The sequence below is a fragment of the Streptococcus gallolyticus subsp. gallolyticus DSM 16831 genome, from assembly GCF_002000985.1.
Classification (GTDB): Bacteria; Bacillota; Bacilli; order Lactobacillales; family Streptococcaceae; genus Streptococcus; species Streptococcus gallolyticus.
The window spans coordinates 183998-204010 of sequence record NZ_CP018822.1 but is presented as its reverse complement, the minus strand read 5'-3'; the positions used below and the strand labels follow the sequence as shown (position 1 = coordinate 204010).

Sequence of the window (20013 nt, the reverse complement as noted above, 5' to 3'; positions counted from 1 at the left end):
AGCTCTTGGGGGTGAAATGAAATGTATAACTAATCGACTTTAACAAGTCTGACGTTATCGATGTTTAACCATTTGTTAGCAGAGGCATTGACGTAAATGCCGATTTCACATTGTCCGTTTGTGATTTGGATGTTATCAATCGTGTACGTTTTCCATGTGCTAGAGTCTTTAAGGGAGATGTTTTGCTCACTGCCGCCATAGTTTTTGATATAAAGCTGAGCAGTCTCAAGGCTAGTGTCGCCCATAGCATCAATACTTAATTTGTAAGTACCTGAGCTGAGGTTGCTAATCGTTTGATAAATGGAACTTTCAAAAGCTGTGTCTGACCAGAAAGTGAGCTTGTAACGTGTATCGTCGTAAACTTCTGTCTTGATACCTGCATTTTGACTGTTGGTCCATTTGTTCCAAGAAGATGGGGTTTCGGTATAACCGTCCCATTCAAAACTGTTATTAGCAACAACGTTTGTTAGGTTAGCGTAATTAAAGGCTTTGACGGCGCGTAGAGCATTCCCTGAGAAATCAAAGACCGCTTGATTTTCCCATTCATTACCCGTTACATCTGAAACACCAAGATATGACATACCTGCTTGTGTTGCCCATGAGACATTGCCGTTATACCAGAGTGGTTCCCAATAGAAGAAACCGAGACCGTTGTTATTTTTGACGTCTTTAATTTTATCAACCAAGTCTGTCAAAAATTCATACTGACCATCTTGGCTAGCTTTGTAACCACCAGCAGTCTCTTCTGTTGCCGTAAAGGCATTTGTTTTCTGGTCAGCATTATCAAGGGTATTTGCATAAGCTGTTTCAACCACAACAACTTTTTTGTTATAACGTTCGCTGATATTATCCATATTTTCAGAGAGTTCTGCTAATGTGCCATGCCAATATGGGTAATAGGAAATGCCGACAATATCAAAATCAACGGATTGATTGGTAATTTCATCAAGCCACCATTGGAAAGCTGCTTTGTCACCACCGTCTGCTAAATGGAGCATGATAGGTGTATTACTTGTCTGCGTATCTTTCACAGCTTGAACACCAGATTTTAAGAAAGTTGCTAGGCGAGTGAATTCTTGACCATCACCACCCCAGCTTTTCCCGTAAGGCCAAAGCATACCGCTGTTTAATTCGTTTCCGATTTGCACCATATCAGGGTAAATGCCTTGTGATTTCATCTGATTAAGGACATCAGCCGTGTAAGAATACACTGTTGAATTTAATTGTTCAAAGGATTGATTCTGCCAAGCTTTGGGAAGATTTTGTTTTCCAGGGTCAACCCAGAAATCGCTGTAATGAAAATCGAGTAAGACTTTCAAGCCTTTATCTTTAGCACGTTTGGCTAATTTGAGTGTTCTGTTTAAGTCATTGGTTCCTGCGCCGTAAGCATTGCCATTTGCATCATAGGGGTCAACCCAGAGTCGCAAACGAACGTAGTTAACACCATTTTCTTTCAGAATGGTCAGCGGATCTTTTTGAGTACCATTACTCTTGTAAATCGCTCCGCTTTGTTCCATTTCATCAAGAATCGAAATATCAGCTCCGTTGATGAACTCATCTGCTTTAGTCACGGTAGTTCCAAGTGCAGCAAGACCAATAAGTGCAACAGTCGTCAAAAAAATCTTTTTTAGTATTTTCATAATCTTTCTCCCTAGCTTTTCCAGAATAGGTTAGGCAAAATAAGACATTACGAAGGCTACGGCACCTTCTGGGTCACGTGTTAATTTAATGTATTCAGCACCTTTTGTAGCTGCTAACTTGATACCAAGCGCGTCAGTATCTTTCTTAATATCTTCGTAGAATGAGTTAACTTGCGGAGCAAGCACAATCATGTCAAAATCTTTCATAATCTCATAATGTGAACCGTAAGCACCTGCTGACGCTGTGATGTTTGCACCTGTGGCAGCGGCACCTTCAGTAAGAGCATTAGCAAGCATAGCACTTGTACCAGCACCAGCACAAAGGACCAAAACGTTGATTGGTTTGTCAGTTGTAACTTTAACAGCTGGTTTTTCCTCAACAACTTTTTCAGCTACTGCTTTTACTGGAGTTACACTTTCAGCAGCAGTTTCTTGCGCAGCAATTTCAGCTTCTTCTTCAAGAAGTGATGCGTCATAAGCTTTAATGAATGGGAAGTAGATAATCGCATCAACAACGATTAAAACAAGGACAAGAACAACAGCTAGAAGGCTAACGCCTGTACCAAGAATAAGTCCGATTGGCGCTGGTGTTGCCCAAGGAAGAACGTACATGAAGCTGTTCATCTGAAGTACATCAACAAAGAATTTGAAAATCCAAACGTTGGCAATTGGTGCCAAAAGGAATGGAACAAAGAAATAAGGGTTAAGAATAATTGGTGTTGCAAAAAGCAAAGGTTCGTTAACGGCGAAGCTAACTGGGATAAATGAAGCTTTACCAACAGCTTTCAATTGTTTTGATTTGGCAAATAGCAAGAAGAGGTATGGAACGACAAGTGTTGCACCAGTACCACCCATAGTACCAACGAAGTTACCAAGACCAACAGTCAAAACGTTTGAAGCATGTTCACCAGCTTTGAATAATTGAAGGTTCGTTTCAACATTAGCATAGATAATAGCTGCGATAGCTGGCTCTACGATTGACGGACCATGCACACCAACGAACCAGAAGAGCGCCATAGCACCCCAGATAATAGCAATTCCAAGATAACCGTCTGCTGCTGTAAACAATGGTTGAAGAAGTGTAATAACAGCTTCTGCAAATGATGTGCCAAAGAAATAACGAATGATAGTATCAATGATAACAGCTGCAAATACGGCAAATGAGAATGGGAAGATATCACGGAATGTTTGCGAAATCGTTCCTGGTACTTCTTTTGGCATCTTGATAGTGATGTCACGAATAACACAGAATTTGTAAACATTAACAGTGATAAAGGCTGCTACAAAGGCTGCGAGGATACCTTTTGTCCCCATATAACCACTAGCAAGACCACCATCAAGCTCATCAGCACTCAACATCAAGAAGCTGACAATTGAGGCAAGCATAACAGAAACCGCATTGATTTTCTTATTACCTGGCATCTTACAGATTCTGCCAAGCAACGTGCAGTTGTTGCTGAAACCAGAAGCGCAACGACACCCATTGAGTAGTTATAAATCTTCCAAAGCCAGTTTGAAAAATCTTCTGGTAAAGTCACTCCGAACACATCTGGAATCGATGCAATCAAGATAAAGATACTAGAAAAGAGAATCGCTGGCATTGCCGCAAGGAAACCATCACGAATGGCACCTAAATAAATGTTACGAGAAACTTTTTCAAAAAAAGGTTTCCCTTTTTCAATTTGTTGAATGAGTTTGTTCATGATACAACTCCCTAAGAACCTAGGCTTGGCTAGTCATCTCTAATACGTCTTAAGGGTAAGCAAGACCTGTCAGAAATGACTATTGAGAATAAGGATACTCACTGAAAATCAAAGTCAGGCTAGGCGACGCTGATGCAGATTAAACTGAAGTTCATCAAATCAAGTCAACAACGCCTGCATTTGATTTTCAAAGAGTGTAAGCTTTTACCAAGCCATGTTCCGTCCTTTCTTTTTTCAAAAATTAGCGATTTTTATATAATTCAATAAAATCCGTAATGAGGTCACGTAGCAACAAGGTTGTCATCAAGTGGTCTTGACCGTGAACAAAGATGAAACCAAGTTCCAAATCTTCACCGCCTGCTTCTTGTGCTAACAATTGTGTTTGCGCATTGTGAGCTTTAGCCAAATTTTCGTCAGCATCTTTAATCGCTTTATCAACATTATCAAAGTTGCCAGAGCGAACTTCCTTAAGCAATTGAAGAAGTGTGCTTCTTGCATCACCTGAGTAAGCCACAATTTCAAAACCTAACATTTGTAATTCTTTTTTATCCATTTTCTAAATCCCCTATTCTACAATTTTTGTATCGCTAATGTGTTTGTACCAGTAAGCTGACGCTTTTGGATAACGTTTTTGTGTTTCAAAATCCACATAGAACAAACCATAGCGTTTATTATAACCATTTGACCATGAGAACAAATCCATCAATGACCAAAGGAAATAGCCTTTAACATTAACCCCAGCATCAATTGCTTTGGCAAGAGATTGCAGGTAAACTTTCAAATAATCAATACGCGGTTGGTCCATGATGATACCATCGTCAAATTCATCTTTATAGCCCATACCATTTTCCGTGATATAGATTTTATTGTAATGTGGGTAATCTGCTTTGATACGAAGAAGCAAGTCATACAGACCTTCTGGATAGATAATCCAATCCCAGTCCGTTCTTGGAATACCTTCTTTGTAAATGCGTTCGCCAATACCTTTAACTTTATAAACAGATGTTCCTTTGTCACCTGTACCGTTGTGATGAATGGCATTTTCGCCATTGTAGGCTTTAACAAAGTGACATTGGTAATGATTGATACCAAGATAATCGTTGCGGTGACTGGCTTTTTTCATTTCCTCAAAGTCACTATCAAGGAAGTCGTAACTGGCATTGTTAGCTGCGCAGATTTCGTTAAGCGCTTCCATTGTTTCGTTTGAATAATAACCTAGATAAGTTGCATCCAGTAAGAATCGAATAGAAAGGGCATCATCTAAGAAAGCAGCATGTTTATCTTCTTTACTATCTGTTGCTGGGTATTTTGTTTCAAGAGAATGTACCACACCAATTTCACCTTGGTAGCCACCGTCTTTGAACAAATTAACCACACGCGCATGCGCATACATCATATTGTGCAGACATTGAATGACTTTTGACAGGTCATATTTGATTCCTGGTGGGAAAATACCAAGCAAATATTGGTTGGTTGCTACTGGGTAAATTTCATTGAATGTACTCCAATGACGAACTTCTGTAAATTCTTCAAAACAGAATTTTGCATAGTTAACAAAAGCTTCAATCGTATCACGGTTTAAAAAATCACCATTGTCAAACAAAACTTTTGGTGTGTCAAAGTGATGAAGCGTGACAAAGGCTGTGATGTTGCGTTTTTGACATTCCGCAAACACTTTGTGGTAATAATCAACTCCTTCTTGGTTGACCTCACCAGTACCATTTGGGAAGATACGGCTCCAAGCAATGGATAACCGAAGTCCGTTGACACCAAATTTTTCACAAAGTTCAATATCTTGTGGGTATTGATGATAAAAATCACTAGCAGGATCTGGACTGAAACGCCCTTGTTCTGCTAAGAAATCATCCCAAGCTACTGGACCTTTACCGCCTTCTTTAGTAGCTCCTTCAACTTGGTAGGCTGCTGTTGCACCACCAAAAATAAAATCTTCTGGTAATTGATACATAATTTTCTCCTTATTTCAATAAGCGTTGAATGTGAATCACAAGGTAAACACGTTCACTACGCGATAAATCTATTTTTAATTCTTGTTCAATCAAATCATAAATGGCCTGCCCAATTTGATAGGCTTGCGGATAATCTGATTTCACATATTCTTCCAAATTAATCAACGATGCATTGTCTTGCTGGTTCATCTGCAATCGATTAATGAGGTAGGTTAAATGAATCATCAAACGGTCGTAAAGATTACTGTTTTCTGCGCTCCGCTTGATGTTATTTTTGGCCAATTCGTTCTCAATCAAAGCTAGCACTTTTTTAGTTGCATCCTCTTTGTTATTATCAGAAACTTCGTAATCACCTTTGGCATTAATGAAATGCAGAGCCATTCGTCCGACTTCATCATCTGGAAAAGTTACTGACAACTTTTGACTTAAAATAGCAACAGCTTCTTGCGCCATTTGAAACTCAGTAACATACGCCGCTGAAATATCTGGTAAATGACTTTCCTGATAAGCTCCCTTTAAAAGCTTTTGATATACCGAATAAACGTGGTCGGTAAGGGTCACATACAGGTATTCCTGAACCGGAAAATGATATTTGGCTACCAAATCATCAATCATGTTATAAGTCACCGTTAGAATATCAAGCGGAATATTTTTCAAAAGGGTTAAAAAGTTTTCTTTGGATTCCTCTGTTTTCAAAAGGAAAACTTTCTCGACTTTGCTTGGAGTGATTAAATCACCTTTTTTCTTTTGAAAGACTATCCCTAGCCCCATGACAACGGCTTGTTCATCCTGCTCATTTTTTACCAGAGCGACATTATTGTTGAGCGCTTGTACAATCCGAAACATTCTACTCTCCTCACGTGGTTCCTAGACAAATAAAAAACCACAAACAAACTAGAATCCTCCCTTCTAGGTCATTTGCGGTCTTGCCTAATGTCTTAGTTACAATCCACTCTATTAATTTCTACGGTTATAATATAACACACAATTTTAATTTTGTAAACCCTTTCTTTGTATTTTTTTGATTTTTTTTGTTTATTTTAAACAAATTCAAAAAATCGTAATATCAAAGGATTTTTTACTCGTTTCGCCACTCGCTACAAAAGTTACTTGACGTTTATCTTCTAAAATATCACTTTCATCAAGCGACGTTGACAAGCCACTCCACGGCTCTAGAGCAATAAAAGGGCTCTTATTGACGGTTGACCATAAAATCAAATTTGGAAAATCTTCAAAATCCAAACGCAATCCTTTATCGTGTTTATGAGATTTCAACGAAACGCTGCGTGAAGCTAATTTATCCAAAGTAATGGCATCTTTGGCAAACAAAGCATAATCCAAATTTAGAATGTTTTGCTTTTCTAAAAATGGCGTACGCTTATTCACATCAAGAAGCCCTGTTTCTGGAAAAGATTCTGGAACAGTACAAGTTTCCTCTTTTTCAAATTCGAGATAATAATCTTCATAACACTCATCAGCAAGCAATGGGCAATTAAACCCAGGGTGCCCACCAATAAAGTAAGGCATGACCTTTTCTGTCTCGCGATTGGTCACTTGGTAACTTGTTTTAATCGTCTTTCCAATCAAAGTGTAAATGATTTTCAACTCAAAATCATAAGGATAATTTGCCAACATTTCCGCATCAGGGGTGATTGAAAAAGCAAGGCTATTTTCAGATAATGGTTCATAAGTAAAAGTCTTCTTACGCACCAAACCATGTCGCGGTATCACACCTGTAAAATGGGGACGGCTACTAGGACGATAAATAGCTTCATCATCACGTAAGCTCCCACAAATCGGAAATAATACTGGTGCTTGTGAACTCCAATACTCTGGATTTCCTTGCCACAAATATTCGACGCCGTCTTTATCTTTTATGGATGACAAAGCGCCACCAAATTCCTTAAACTGAACTGTTAAGAAATCATTTTTTAATTCAATAACCATTATTTTCTCCTAAATAAAATGAGAATGAACAGCCTCATAACTGCCATTCTCATCACGCGTAAAAACAAAATAATAAAAGAAGTTTTAGTGAGTTAGATTAGATGTATTACTATTTGGCTTCTTGATAAGCTTGATTACGTTTTTTCATTTCTCCTTTATACCAGAAGAAGAGCAACGTGTAAACAACTAAAGCAATCGCTGCATAAAGAACGTAAGTCAAATCACCAGTTGAAGCTTTACCAACAAAGAATGCCAAGAATTTTTCAATTGGTCCTTCCATTGTTGTATGAGAAATCATGGTTGAAGTATCTAAACCACTTGGGAAGGCACCCACATTTTTAGCAGTTTCTGTGATAAATGGTGCAATCAATGTTCCTGACCACAAGAATAGCGGTAACTCAATAGCACCAATGACAATCATGCGGATTAATTTACCACGTGTAACAACTAGCAAAGCTGGAGTAACCCCCATCGCAATAATACCTGCGAGTGGCAATAATTTATTTCCTGGTAAAACAATTGCTTCTAACAACATAATTGGAGCTAAAATATTAGCGGCAGCCCATACTTCTGCACGACCTGCAATGAATGGCCAGTCCAAACCAATATTTAATGTGCGTCCTTGTAATTTTGAAGAAGCAAAGTCAGTAATACCTTGAGAAAGTGGTTCAACAGAAGCGATAAACCATGACCCAATCAATGAGAACAATTCCAAGCAGACAGCTGCTGTAAAAGCTAAAGAAGCAATTTCTGTTGGTGTTTGACCTGCTAATAAGCCAACAAAGATTCCTAAATAAATACCAATTGCAAATTTTGAACCCCAGAAACCAATTTTAGCATTTAATTTAGCAGCATCGAAGTCATATTTATCAAGCCAAGGGAAAAGCTTGTCAAAAATTTTATCGAATACCATAATAATTGGATTCATCATGTAGTTCATGTGAGTTGTTGTCATCGGATTTTCATCACCAGCACCCAATAAATCATTAAAAGTAGGTTTCATAAGGTCTGAATTGATAATTTTTAAAATACCGATAAAAATAACCAAAATCGTTGCAATCATGAGGTTTGCTCCACTATAAATAGCAAACAAGCCAACAATTGATAAATGCCAAATATCGAAAATATCAACATCAAGCGTATTGGTTTTATTCAATACCAACATAATGATATTTACAATGACCATTACCATCAAAAAATATAGGGTATAAGGTGAGCCCCAAGTGATAGTTGCCAACGGTGCCCAACCAACGTCAGTGATATTTAATTCCAAACCAGTTCTGGCAACAAAGTCAGCCATAGCACCCGAAAATGCCGTTGACAAGATATTGATAATTGCGCTAATACCTGTTAAGGCAATTCCTAGTTTAATACCACCTTCTAATGCTTTAGTGAATTTCACTTTAAAGAAGAGGGCAATGACAGTCAAGATGATTGTCATTAACGGAGCGGCACCAAGGTCAATAATTGGTTGGAAAATCGTATTTGCAAAGTCGATAATTACATTCATTTCATTTCTTCCCTTTCTTTCGAAAGCGCTTTAATTTATTTGTTTAAGCTATTAATAACGTCTTCCATTTTCTTATAAACAGGTTCTGCCATTGCTGGGATACGATAAAGAATAGCACCAGCATCGACAACTGGAATCTTAACATCAAAGCCTAAATCAGTCTTAGAAATTTGTGCAAAGATGTCATAATGCGATAACAATTCTTCATTGATATCTTTAATCATAACAGCATCACACGATACTTGATAACCACGTTTAGTCAATTCTGTTTCTAGAGCATTTTTAATTTGGTGACTTGAGTTAACCCCAGCTCCACACGCTGCTAAAATTTTAATCATGAGAAATTCCTCCTTAAAAATTATTTTCCAAAAATTGATAAATTCTTTCTGGATTTTCAGAATTAAAGAATTTAATTAATGCTTCCTTATCTTGTCTATTAATAAAATCCATTATTGCTGCCAATAAACCAGCTTGCTCTTTTTCTTCATTGTTTAAAATCATGAACAAAAATGAAACCTCTAGTTTTTCATCTGGCAAAATCATATTATGAAATGTTATCGCATGTTCCAGTTTAACTGGAACAATACGAGTAACATTTACAAACTGACTTTCTGTATGCGGAATAGCAATATTGGGAAGACTCGAATCAATTGGACTTAACGGTAAGGCAGTCGGATAATGTTCCTCTCTGTCAATTAAATTATCCAAGTATTCTTCTGTTACAAGACCTTTTTCAAATAATTTATGAGCGATTTCTTTAAAAACACTTTTTTGATCTTGTTGTTCAGATATATATACCGTATCTTCTGCAAATAATTGAGTCATTTTATCACCTTCTTACACTTTCTCACTCCATGAGCTGGCTGTTTTGGTAAGGACTGCGTTGAGTTCTTCGATATTCTTGCGTCCTTGTGTTCTTAGCCATTCACGCGCTGCGGCTTCGCCTTCTTCAATATACACTTGTACAGAGCCAGCCCAAGTAGCACGTCCGCAAAGGACACCGTTGAATTTAGCACCTGATTCAGCCGCAAATACCAACGTTTCTTGGAAAAGTTTTGCTGAAACACCTGCGCTAAGATAGATATATGGCAAATGACTTGCTGCTTCTTGGTCTTTGAAAGCTTTAGCAGCTTCTTCTTTAGTGTAAACCACTTCACCGTCCGCAAAACCTTCAACATATTTCATGTTGACAGGGACTTCAACCTTGAGCACATCAATACCAAAGCGGTCGTCAGAGAAAACTTTCATGGCTTCGTTAACTTTGTGAGGTTTTACTTTGGCAAATGCTGCGCTTGTATTGCCAGTGATATTTTCATCATAAGTCAAAATTTCAAGGAAGAATGGCATATCTTCAGCTTTACATTCGGCACCAATGCGTTCGATATAAGCTTGTTTTTGAAGATTAACGTATTCATCACCATCAACGTCATAATAAAGCAAGAATTTCACTGCATCAGCTCCTTCTTCTTTAAGACGTTTAGCAGACCATTCGACCAAGCAATCTGGCAAGCGGCTAGTTGTTGTCGCATCATAACCTGTTTTTTCATAAGCAAGCAAAAGTCCAGCATTCGCATCACGAACCTTACTTGCTGGCAAACCATACTCAGGGTCAAGAAGAATAGATGACGCATACGGTGTCAATTCTTCTGAAACCAAGGCTTTCAATTGTTCGATTTGTTCAACACTTGGTTCTTCTGTTTGATAGTTTGCCATCATGCGTTTAAGTGCTCCACGTTGGTCAAATGCCAAAGCAGAAATCACGCCATCACGGCTAAGCTTCTCAAGTAATCTGCGTTTTTCTTGTGTTAATATCATTTTTTCTTATACCTCTTCTACCTGAATTTGATTAAATAAGTTTTCGTAATTTGTCATATTGACATGACCTGTCATTTTTTCTTGAGCGTTTAGCATACCAAGGGCATTCGCATGACATAAGAAATCTTTGTCGGAAAGGTTATGGATAATCGCTGACGCAATACCAGCCACCGTTGAGTCACCAGAACCAACAGGATTGACCACATCGATTTTTGGAATGGTAACGCGGTAATAGTGGTCACCGTGTTTCGCAAAAGCTCCTTTGCTGCCTAGTGAAACAACCACCCAATCAATCCCTGCAAACAAATCATCTTGCAAGATTTCTTTTAACTCATCCACATCACCTGTCACTTCTCTTCCAACAAGTTGTGATAATTCTTCTGTGTTTGGCTTGATAACAAACGGTTTGTCATCACCTGTTAAAACAGCTTCCAGAGCCTTACCAGAACAATCTAGCACCACTTTTTTGCCTTGCGAATTAGCAAGCCCAATGACTTTTTGATAATAATCATTTTCAAGCCCCGCTGGAAGGCTTCCTGAAATCGTGATGACATCATAAGACGGGCAAAGGTAACGAAAATGATTAAGAAAACCATCTGCCTCATCTCGGTCAATCATCGGACCTGCTTCCAAAACTTCTGTCTGCAAGCCTTCATGTAAAATCGCAATGCAATTGCGAGTTTCCCCATGAATCGGAAAGAAACGATGTTGAATACCATTTTGATCAAGCCTACTGGTTAAAAAGTCACCGAGCTTTCCACCGATAAAGCCTGTCGCAGTCACATTATCACCAATTTCTGACAGCACACGTGTGACGTTCAAACCCTTACCACCTGCTGTTTTCTTAACCTCGGAAACACGATTGACCGTATCCAAAGTTAGTTCATCAAGCGGATAAGAAATATCAATTGACGGATTCAATGTTACGGTAAGAATCATCTGATTTTCTCCTAGTCGTGATATTCGCCACGGTCCCATTTTTCAAGAAATTCATCAAAGAAATCTGGTGATGTTTGGTCCTCATTAACCGTTTCGACTTGTGCAATTTTTTCAATCAAAGCTTTATTTTCTGCTGTTGGTTTGTATTCAGCTTCAATAAAAGCTTCAATAATATCGCACATGAGTAATTCACCTGTGATTTTGCCACCAAAACCGATGACATTAGCATTTAATTCTTCTTTGGCGTAAATCGCTGTTGTCATATCGCGAACCAAAGCTGAACGAATGCCTGGAACTTTGTTGACAGAGTTGTTGATTCCAACACCTGTTCCACAGATACAAACACCTAAATCTGCTTGACCGCTTGTCACCGCTTCACCGACTTTTTTACCAAAGATAGGATAATGTGTACGTGTGTGGTCATATGTTCCACAATCAATAACCTCATAGCCTTTTGATTTCAAGAAATCTGACACTGCCATTTTTTCTGTTGTTACGATATGGTCACATCCAATTGCAATTTTCATTTTATCTTCCTCGCTCCTAACACATTTTATTCAACATATCAACACGGATTTGGTGACGACCACCGTCATAGTGACCTTCCAAGAATCCTTTAGCAATATTTTTAGCTAATTCGACACCGACAATTTCTGCACCCATGGTAATCATACGAGCATTATTGTGAGCACGTGTCATATAAGCAGAGCGTTCATCTGAAACTTCCGCTGCAACCATACCTTTGATTTTAGTTGCTGTCATAAAGCTACCAGCACCATAAGCATCAATCATAATACCAAGATTGCTTTCAGCCGCATTGACACCCGCCACAACAGCAAGTGTATTATCAACAAAATCTTTAGTCACATCTGTCACATCATTAACATCATAATCATTTGCAAGCAAGTATTCTTTGATAATATTTTTCAAAGTTTCACCTGCGGCATCTGAACCAAGAATAACTGTCATTTTAACACCTCAAAATTTTTCTTTTATCTAGATAATTTTTTAAAAACGTTTTTTTATGTTTATATAATAAATCTAAAACAAACATTTGTCAACATATTTGTTTAATATTTTTCAATTTTGTTTGTTGTTTTATGTTTGTTACGAATATAGTTATTCCCGCAAAACCATTGATAATATTAGAGTTGTCAGCTTTATTACAATTCTGTTTCATAGTGTTTCTTTTTTTTCTTATTTGTTGAGTTTGTCTATTTTTTATGATAAGATAAAGATAAGATGTCATTTATTATGCAAATGGAAAGGAGATTTTTATGTTAAAAAAAGAACGCCTCCAGTGGATTCTTGAAAAAGTCAATGCCAAAGGTGTCATTACTGTTAATGATGTCATTAAAGAGCTTGGCGTTTCAGATATGACTGTCAGACGCGACTTAGATGAACTTGACAAAGACGGATTACTTATCCGCATCCACGGTGGTGCACAGAGCATTGATAGCCCAAAAATCAGAAGTAAACACGAAAAATCAAACACTGAAAAACAAGAACTCCAAATTGAAGAAAAACGTGCTATCGCTAAATTCGCTAGTCAGCTTGTTCAAGAAGGAGAAACGATTTTTATTGGACCAGGAACGACACTCGAACATTTTGCAAGTGAACTCGTCGCCAAAAATATTCGAGTTATTACAAATAGTTTGCCTGTTTTTAACATTTTAAATGAAAATAAAAACACCGATTTAATCTTAACTGGTGGAGAATATCGTGATATTACAGGCGCTTTTGTCGGGTCTTTGACTGCCAACTACCTCCAAAACCTAAAATTCTCAAAGGCTTTTGTGAGTGCCAATGGTGTGTTTGGTGATTCTATTGCCACATATAGTGAAAGTGAAGGAGAAATTCAACGTATCGCACTTGATAACGCCATTGAAACATTCTTGCTCGTTGACCATGAAAAATTCGACAAATACGACTTTTACGATTTCTATCGCATTAGCGACATAAATCATCTGGTAACCGATTCTGCTATTACCAGCGACACCAAAGAAAAATTCGGTCAACTAACCGATATTATCGTTGCCAAAGACTGATTTCAGTAATAAAAAAGAGTAGGAAAAATAAAGTCTCCAGTGGAGACTTTATTCATGAGCCTAGAAATTAAAAAGCGAATCGGTAATTTCAAAGAAATTCGATTTCTCAGCAAGTCTCAGTTTCTAGTTGCTGATCTAAAACGGTCTATTCCCAGATTCTTGAAGTCCAAACTACTGCGTCTTGCTTATTACAACTACATAATTAAAGAGGCTGAGCACTTGTCTCAGCCTCTTTTTTTAAATTTATCAATCAGCAAAAAATCCCTACACCAGTAAGTGTAAGGATTTTTGTGTTGTATTCTAGAATAGTTTTGTCTTGGAAAAATTAGCGAATAGCTGCTTCTGTTTCAGGGTCGAAGAAATGACCTTTAGCCACATTTAAAGTCAATTCAACTTGTTCACCTGGTTCATAAGTATCACGCGCATCTGTACGTGACACGAGTTCAACATCACCAGATTTGACATAAAGCATTGTTTCAGCACCGAGCAATTCTGACACAGTTACTTCTGCTTTGATTGTTGCACCAGGATAAGTATCACGAACTAATGGATTGTTTGAAATATCTTCTGGGCGAATACCAAAGATAACTTTTTTACCATTGTAACCTTTTGTTTCAAGCAATTTCTTTTGACCTTCTGGCAAAGTAATCTTGAAGCCAGCATCATTGACCAAAGTATCGCCTTCAACCGTTGCTTCAAAGAAGTTCATGGCAGGGCTACCGATAAATCCTGCAACAAATTTATTAGCAGGGCGGTTATAAAGTTCTTGTGGTGTACCAATTTGTTCGACACGACCAATTGTCCCTGAACCGTCAGGATTTTTTGTAGAACTCATGATAACAATACGGTCAGCAAGGGTCATGGCTTCTGTTTGGTCGTGAGTAACGTAGATTGTTGTTGAACCGATACGACGATGGATTTTAGCAATTTCAGCACGCATTGACACACGCAATTTAGCATCCAAGTTTGACAAAGGTTCGTCCATCAAGAACACTTTGGCATCACGGACAATGGCACGTCCCATGGCAACACGTTGACGTTGACCACCTGAAAGGTCAGCAGGTTTACGTTGAAGAAATTCTGTCAACCCAAGAATTTCAGCAGCTTCGCGAACACGTTTGTCAATGTCGTCTTTTTTGTATTTTCTAAGTTTTAGCCCAAATGCCATGTTATCGTAAACAGTCATGTGTGGGTAAAGGGCATAGTTTTGGAAAACCATGGCAATGTCACGATCTTTTGGTGCTTTGTCATTAACAACTTCACCATCAATTTTAAGTTCACCTTCTGTGATGTCCTCAAGACCAGCAACCATACGAAGTGTTGTTGATTTACCACAACCTGAAGGTCCTACAAAAACGATAAATTCTTTATCTTTGATGTCAAGATCGAAATCTTCAACAGCATAATGACTTGCATTTGGATATTTTTTGTAAATGTGATTAAGGTTTAATTCTACCATTTTGTAACTCCTTTGATCTATGTGGCTTTATTATAGCAAAGATAACGCTTACAGACCATAGACAGGAGTGACAAGATTTTTTGTGCAAAGTGCCCAAAAATTATGGCATCATGATTAGGAGATAACAAAAAGCAAGGCTATCAAGATTTTTCAAATTCAAACCAGACAACAATCGAAATTTTTCTAATTTATATTGAAGTGAATTTCGATGAATATAAAGACTTTGTGCCGTTTTGGCAAGATTTCCCTGCTCCTGCCACATGGCAACAATGATAGCTCGAATATCCTTGCTATCATCAATAGATTGTAATATTTTGTGTTTTATCGTTGGAATATCAAGATGACGTGCAAAATCTAACAACAACATTTCAGAAAACGTCGCCACCCGTTCATTACCACGATAGTGACTCACATCAGAAAAAAGCTTGGTTTCTTCATCGAAATAAGCTTGCAAATCATTTGCTTGCAATTTACTCCAGCTATTGCCAAAGAAAACAGTCAATTTAATCCCAAAATCACTTTCCAAAGTCGGTAAAACATCTTTTACCAATTCTTCTACCTCAATCGGCTCTGATTGGTCCAACAAAAGAATGGTCCGATTATCTGAAAGACTGACTTCTGTAATCATATTTGGCAAAAGAGTTGCTAAAAAATCAACCAATTCTTCTGGTAATCGATATTGGTGGTCAATGTAAATCATCTGAAGGCGTTTGTACTCTTGGGGTAAACTGCCCTTTTTTTGCACCAAATACTGATACCAAGGATTTTCAGAAACACGACTAGCTGAAATCGTCGTCTTTTTAAGCGTCAGCAATGCTTTTTCACGCTCACTAAGACTGGCTAGAGGAAGATAATAAGGCGTTCCATTCTCTTCTAAAATAAGCCATTCTTCTGGATTTTGGATATTTCCTTTTGATGTCGCTTCAGGAAACAATTCATCTAGTGACATGATTTACCTCCATTTTTAATAACTGTTGCGAAATTAATACCAATTTTATATTAAAGTCTCTACTTCAATCAAGGGATTAGCGTGCCTTAGTATCCAAGATAATGGTAACAGGACCGTCATTGACAAGACTAACGTACATATCAGCTCCGAAAACGCCTGTTTCAACAGGAACGTATTGCGCTAGTGCTTCATTGAAGGCATTGTATAATTGCTCAGCTTTGTCAGGTTTGGCAGCACCAGTAAAGGCTGGTCGGTTACCCTTTTTCGTATCCGCAAACAAGGTAAACTGTGACACCGATAAAATACTTCCCTTGACATCTTGAACAGATAAATTCATTTTTCCCATATCATCTGAAAAAATCCGCATATTCGTGATTTTTCGCACCGCATAATCAAGATCCTCTTGCTCATCATCTGGACCGACCCCAACCAAAAGCAACAAGCCTTGTTTAATATCACCGACAAGCTCCTCATCAATCACGACTTGGGCTTTCTTGACACGCTGAATAACAACTTTCATGTACAATCCTTTCTAAAAAAGCGGGCTGACCGAGTCAACTCGCTTGAAAAACACACTCATTACCCATTTGTTCGTTTGACGGAGTAAACATCTGGAATAATTTTGATTTTATCAACGACAGTTGTCAATGCTGTTAAGTTTGGAATAGCAAAGCTAACGTGAATATTAGCAAATTTCATATCTTTACTTGGTTGGGCATTGACAGTTGAAATGTTCTTAGTGGCATTTGATAACACTTGAAGCACATCATTGAGCAAACCTGAACGATTAAGTCCGTAAATGTCAATTTCAGCCAAGTAATCATTGCTGGCACTAGTATCGTCCCATTCAACTTCAATAAGACGTTGTTCGTAACCCTCTTGGCTCTTGATATTATGACAATCTGCACGGTGAATAGCCACCCCACGCCCCTTAGTGATATAACCTTCGATTGGGTCTCCTGGGACTGGGTTACAACATTTGGCAATACGCATCAAGAGACCTGAAGCTCCTTGGATAATAACACCATTTTCACTACGAACTTTCAGAACATCTTTGTTTTCAGTTTTAACTTCGCCACCGTTCATCAGTTCTTCGGCTTCAGCTTTCGCCTTCGCACGTTCTTCTTCACGGCGTTCTTTTTCTGTCAATCGATTAAAGACAGAAGCAGCGCTAATTTCACCAAAACCGACAGCAGCATACAAGGCTTCTTCGCTACGAACGCTAAAGCGTGGCAAAATTTCTTCAATATGCTTTTTATCAAGGTATTTATTAGCCACATAGCCTTGCTCTTGGAAATAATCCACTAAGAGCTCGCGACCTTTATTAATTGAGGTTTCTTTATCTTGATTTTTGAAAAATTGGCGAATGCGATTGCGAGCTTTATTGGTTTTGACAATCTTAATCCAATCACGACTTGGACCAAATGAATTAGGATTAGTGACAATCTCAACCACATCACCTGTTTTCAATTTAGCGGTCAGTGGCACCATACGTCCGTTAACCTTAGCACCGACTGCCTTTTCCCCGACCTGCGTATGGATAGCATAGGCAAAATCAATCGGACCTGAATCTTTTGGCAATTCTTGCACAGCACCTGTTGGTGTAAAGACATAGATACGTTCTGAGAAAATATCCTGCTTAACCGAATCAACGAAATCAACCGCATCACCATTTGAAGCGTCTTGCAATTCCACCAATTCCTTAATCCAGTTCATGCCGACAGCTTGTTCTTGGTTGTCAACTTTCCCTTTGATACCTTGCTTGTAAGCCCAGTGAGCAGCAACCCCGTATTCGGCAACTTGGTGCATTTCTTTGGTACGAATTTGAATCTCAATCGGACCTTTTGGACCATAAACTGTCGTATGAATAGATTGGTAACCATTAGCTTTAGGCGCAGCAATGTAATCCTTAAAACGACCAGGCATTGGACGCCACAATTCATGAATATAACCGACCATGGCATAAACATCGCTCGGCGTTTCCATAATACAACGAATGGCAATCAAATCGTAAATTTGGTCAAAACGTTTTTTCTTGTCACGCATTTTGCGATAAATCGAGTAAATGTGTTTTGGTCGTCCGTAAACTTCACCATAAAGCCCTTGTTCTTGCGTGTAATCCTTGATTTTCTTAACAATTTCGTCAACCAAAGCTTCACGTTCACGACGCTTTTCATTCATCATGTGAGAAATCTTGTAGAACTCAATTTCATTAAGATAACGGAAGGACAAATCTTCCAATTCCCACTTGATACGGCTAATCCCCAAACGATGAGCTAGGGGTGCATAGATTTCCATTGTTTCTCGTGAAATACGCTCTTGCTTATCTTTACGCAGATGTTTTAAAGTGCGCATATTGTGGAGACGGTCTGCCAATTTAACCAAAATAACACGAATGTCCTTAGACATCGCCATCAACATTTTACGGTGATTTTCTGCCAATTGTTCTTCATGTGATTTGTACTCAACTTTACCAAGTTTAGTAACACCATCGACAATATCACGAACATCTTTGCCAAATTCCGCTTCAATGTCATCTAAAGTAACTTCAGTATCTTCAACAACATCATGCAAAAAACCGCAAGCTACCGTCACCACATCAAGATGCAAATCTGCTAAAATACCTGCAACTTGGATAGGGTGAATAATATAAGACTCACCTGATTGCCTGACTTGAGAAATATGTGCTTTTGTTGCGTAATCCAATGCCTTTTGAACAATTGCCACATCAGATTCGCTCATGTATTGGGCTGTGAGTGCAACCACCTCTTCACCCGTTAAATTCACAGTTTTTGCCATAAAGACCTCTTCAGATTGATATTGTATTTATTTTAACACTAAACTGCCTAAAATACCAATTCATAAGCCAAAAAGCCACGTTTTGGAAGGAGAAATGTGCTAAATATTACCCAAATAAGAAATAACCAAGCTTAGAACAAATAAAATTTGGCGAATTGGCGCTTATTCCTCATTTCTTGCTGACTGACCGACAAGCCTAAACCACTGCATCTAGCAATATAATGACATAAAGGAAGCTGAGCACTTTTGTCTCAGCTTCCTTTCACTCTTTTTCAACTCATTTTCCACCTAAAATCTGGTGAATCTTGTCGTTAAATTTTGGCAAGTATTCGTGACCGTATTCTGGGTAAAAATAAAGTTTTTTCGGTGCCTGAATGTGGTTATAAACAGCAAATTGTGTTTTTGGGTGACAAACTCGGTCTTCTAAGCCCATCGCCCATATCACTTCTGCTTGGATACGGTCCACCAAATATTGAATATCAACATAATCTAAAGCGGCAAATACAGCTTCTTCTCGTTCATGAAGTGGGTCACGATAGCGGAAATAGTATGCTAACTCCTCATAAGCTGATTGTGTGACCTCTAAACCATATGCGGTACGATAATCGCTTAAAAAGGGATACTGCACAAATGTCCGTTTAACCTTTGGACACAGCGCCGCACAGACAAGCGCTAAAGCTCCGCCTTGTGATACGCCGTAAGAAGCCATTTTAGAACTATCCACAAATGGCAGACGACTCACCACATTTGTCAATTGGTAAACGTCCTGAAAAACCGCACGATAAAAAAGCTTCTCTGGACCGTCCTCAATGCCACGGATAAGGTGTCCTTTCAAGGTGCCACCACCTGTTTGCAAACGGTCTTCTGACTCGCCACCTTGCCCTCGAACAGACAAGGCAACCACAACATAGCCTTCAGACACAAAAGCTAATTTATCCGACCAATCACCGACATCACTATGATAACCATGAAATTGAAAAATAACAGGGTGTTTCGCACTCGATTTCTTTGGCAAAAGCAGTTGAGCATAGATTTTTGACTCATGAACACCTGTAAAATACAAGTCATAACACTCTGCCACTTTTGATGTAAAATCAGTCGGCGTCAATTCATAATGAAGCCCCAGCGAATCCACCTCTTTTTTGGCTTTATCCCAAAAATCATCAAAATCATCAGGCTTATCTTGACGTCCTTGGTAATTGCCCCATTCTCTCAAAGCATCCTCTGTTTTCATTGC

At 38.5% G+C, this 20013-nt stretch carries 20 protein-coding genes; 1 reads left to right on the top strand and 19 read right to left on the bottom strand.

Features of this window, described 5'->3' with window-relative positions; all coding sequences use genetic code 11:
• Nucleotides 1–29 precede the first annotated feature (29 nt).
• The 14 genes from BTR42_RS01220 to lacA form a co-directional block, all read right to left on the bottom strand.
• Complete coding sequence (locus BTR42_RS01220) at nt 30–1640, bottom strand: glycoside hydrolase family 53 protein (RefSeq protein ID WP_077495998.1); 1611 nt, start codon at nt 1638–1640, stop codon at nt 30–32.
• A 30-nt stretch (nt 1641–1670) separates the two neighbouring features.
• Complete coding sequence (locus BTR42_RS01215) at nt 1671–2999, bottom strand: PTS lactose transporter subunit IIBC (RefSeq protein ID WP_420031094.1); 1329 nt, start codon at nt 2997–2999, stop codon at nt 1671–1673.
• On the bottom strand, nt 2999–3343 hold the full coding sequence (locus BTR42_RS13000; RefSeq protein ID WP_420031091.1) for a PTS transporter subunit EIIC: 345 nt from the start codon (nt 3341–3343) through the stop codon (nt 2999–3001). Before BTR42_RS13000 ends, BTR42_RS01215 begins: the two co-directional genes overlap by 1 nt.
• Before the next feature lie 241 nt (nt 3344–3584).
• Nucleotides 3585–3896 carry a PTS sugar transporter subunit IIA gene (locus BTR42_RS01210; RefSeq protein ID WP_003063087.1) on the bottom strand — a complete coding sequence of 104 codons (312 nt, stop codon included), beginning with the start codon at nt 3894–3896 and terminating at the stop codon, nt 3585–3587.
• A 12-nt stretch (nt 3897–3908) separates the two neighbouring features.
• The gene (gene lacG, locus BTR42_RS01205) at nt 3909–5309 is read right to left on the bottom strand and encodes a 6-phospho-beta-galactosidase (RefSeq protein ID WP_061458873.1); all 1401 of its coding nucleotides are present in this window, start codon (nt 5307–5309) and stop codon (nt 3909–3911) included.
• Between the two features lie 10 nt (nt 5310–5319).
• Nucleotides 5320–6156 (bottom strand): PRD domain-containing protein, encoded by an 837-nt coding sequence (locus BTR42_RS01200; protein ID WP_074658423.1) that lies wholly within the window; start codon nt 6154–6156, stop codon nt 5320–5322.
• Between the two features lie 204 nt (nt 6157–6360).
• Entirely contained in the window at nt 6361–7257 is an 897-nt protein-coding gene (locus BTR42_RS01195; protein ID WP_061459907.1) for an aldose 1-epimerase family protein, read from the bottom strand.
• Nucleotides 7258–7366: 109 nt separating this feature from the next.
• On the bottom strand, nt 7367–8767 hold the full coding sequence (locus BTR42_RS01190) for a PTS galactitol transporter subunit IIC (protein WP_009853319.1): 1401 nt from the start codon (nt 8765–8767) through the stop codon (nt 7367–7369).
• Nucleotides 8768–8802: 35 nt separating this feature from the next.
• The gene (locus BTR42_RS01185; protein WP_009853318.1) at nt 8803–9105 is read right to left on the bottom strand and encodes a PTS sugar transporter subunit IIB; all 303 of its coding nucleotides are present in this window, start codon (nt 9103–9105) and stop codon (nt 8803–8805) included.
• A gap of 13 nt (nt 9106–9118) precedes the next feature.
• Entirely contained in the window at nt 9119–9592 is a 474-nt protein-coding gene (locus tag BTR42_RS01180) for a PTS sugar transporter subunit IIA (protein WP_009853317.1), read from the bottom strand.
• A gap of 12 nt (nt 9593–9604) precedes the next feature.
• The gene (gene lacD, locus BTR42_RS01175) at nt 9605–10582 is read right to left on the bottom strand and encodes a tagatose-bisphosphate aldolase (RefSeq protein WP_077495996.1); all 978 of its coding nucleotides are present in this window, start codon (nt 10580–10582) and stop codon (nt 9605–9607) included.
• 6 nt (nt 10583–10588) lie between these two features.
• The gene (locus BTR42_RS01170; protein ID WP_077495994.1) at nt 10589–11521 is read right to left on the bottom strand and encodes a tagatose-6-phosphate kinase; all 933 of its coding nucleotides are present in this window, start codon (nt 11519–11521) and stop codon (nt 10589–10591) included.
• A gap of 11 nt (nt 11522–11532) precedes the next feature.
• Nucleotides 11533–12048: a galactose-6-phosphate isomerase subunit LacB gene (gene lacB, locus BTR42_RS01165; RefSeq protein ID WP_061458868.1), complete on the bottom strand. Its 516-nt coding sequence runs from the start codon at nt 12046–12048 to the stop codon at nt 11533–11535.
• Nucleotides 12049–12064: 16 nt separating this feature from the next.
• Nucleotides 12065–12490 carry a galactose-6-phosphate isomerase subunit LacA gene (gene lacA / locus BTR42_RS01160; protein WP_077495992.1) on the bottom strand — a complete coding sequence of 142 codons (426 nt, stop codon included), beginning with the start codon at nt 12488–12490 and terminating at the stop codon, nt 12065–12067.
• Between the two features lie 308 nt (nt 12491–12798).
• On the opposite strand from lacA, the gene BTR42_RS01155 reads away from it, so the two are divergent.
• A complete protein-coding gene (locus tag BTR42_RS01155; RefSeq protein WP_009853312.1) occupies nt 12799–13569 on the top strand; it encodes a DeoR/GlpR family DNA-binding transcription regulator in 771 nt (256 codons plus the stop codon).
• A gap of 325 nt (nt 13570–13894) precedes the next feature.
• Here BTR42_RS01155 and BTR42_RS01145 read toward each other — a convergent pair whose 3' ends face one another.
• The 5 genes from BTR42_RS01145 to BTR42_RS01125 form a co-directional block, all read right to left on the bottom strand.
• Nucleotides 13895–15028, bottom strand: coding sequence for an ABC transporter ATP-binding protein (locus BTR42_RS01145; protein ID WP_061458866.1), 1134 nt, complete (start codon nt 15026–15028; stop codon nt 13895–13897).
• Nucleotides 15029–15128: 100 nt separating this feature from the next.
• The gene (locus BTR42_RS01140; protein WP_009853310.1) at nt 15129–15977 is read right to left on the bottom strand and encodes a helix-turn-helix domain-containing protein; all 849 of its coding nucleotides are present in this window, start codon (nt 15975–15977) and stop codon (nt 15129–15131) included.
• A gap of 76 nt (nt 15978–16053) precedes the next feature.
• Complete coding sequence (gene dtd / locus BTR42_RS01135) at nt 16054–16497, bottom strand: D-aminoacyl-tRNA deacylase (RefSeq protein ID WP_003063063.1); 444 nt, start codon at nt 16495–16497, stop codon at nt 16054–16056.
• Between the two features lie 59 nt (nt 16498–16556).
• Nucleotides 16557–18776 (bottom strand): RelA/SpoT family protein, encoded by a 2220-nt coding sequence (locus BTR42_RS01130; protein ID WP_077495988.1) that lies wholly within the window; start codon nt 18774–18776, stop codon nt 16557–16559.
• A 277-nt stretch (nt 18777–19053) separates the two neighbouring features.
• On the bottom strand, nt 19054–20010 hold the full coding sequence (locus tag BTR42_RS01125; RefSeq protein ID WP_077495987.1) for an acetylxylan esterase: 957 nt from the start codon (nt 20008–20010) through the stop codon (nt 19054–19056).
• Between the last annotated feature and the right edge of the window lie 3 nt (nt 20011–20013).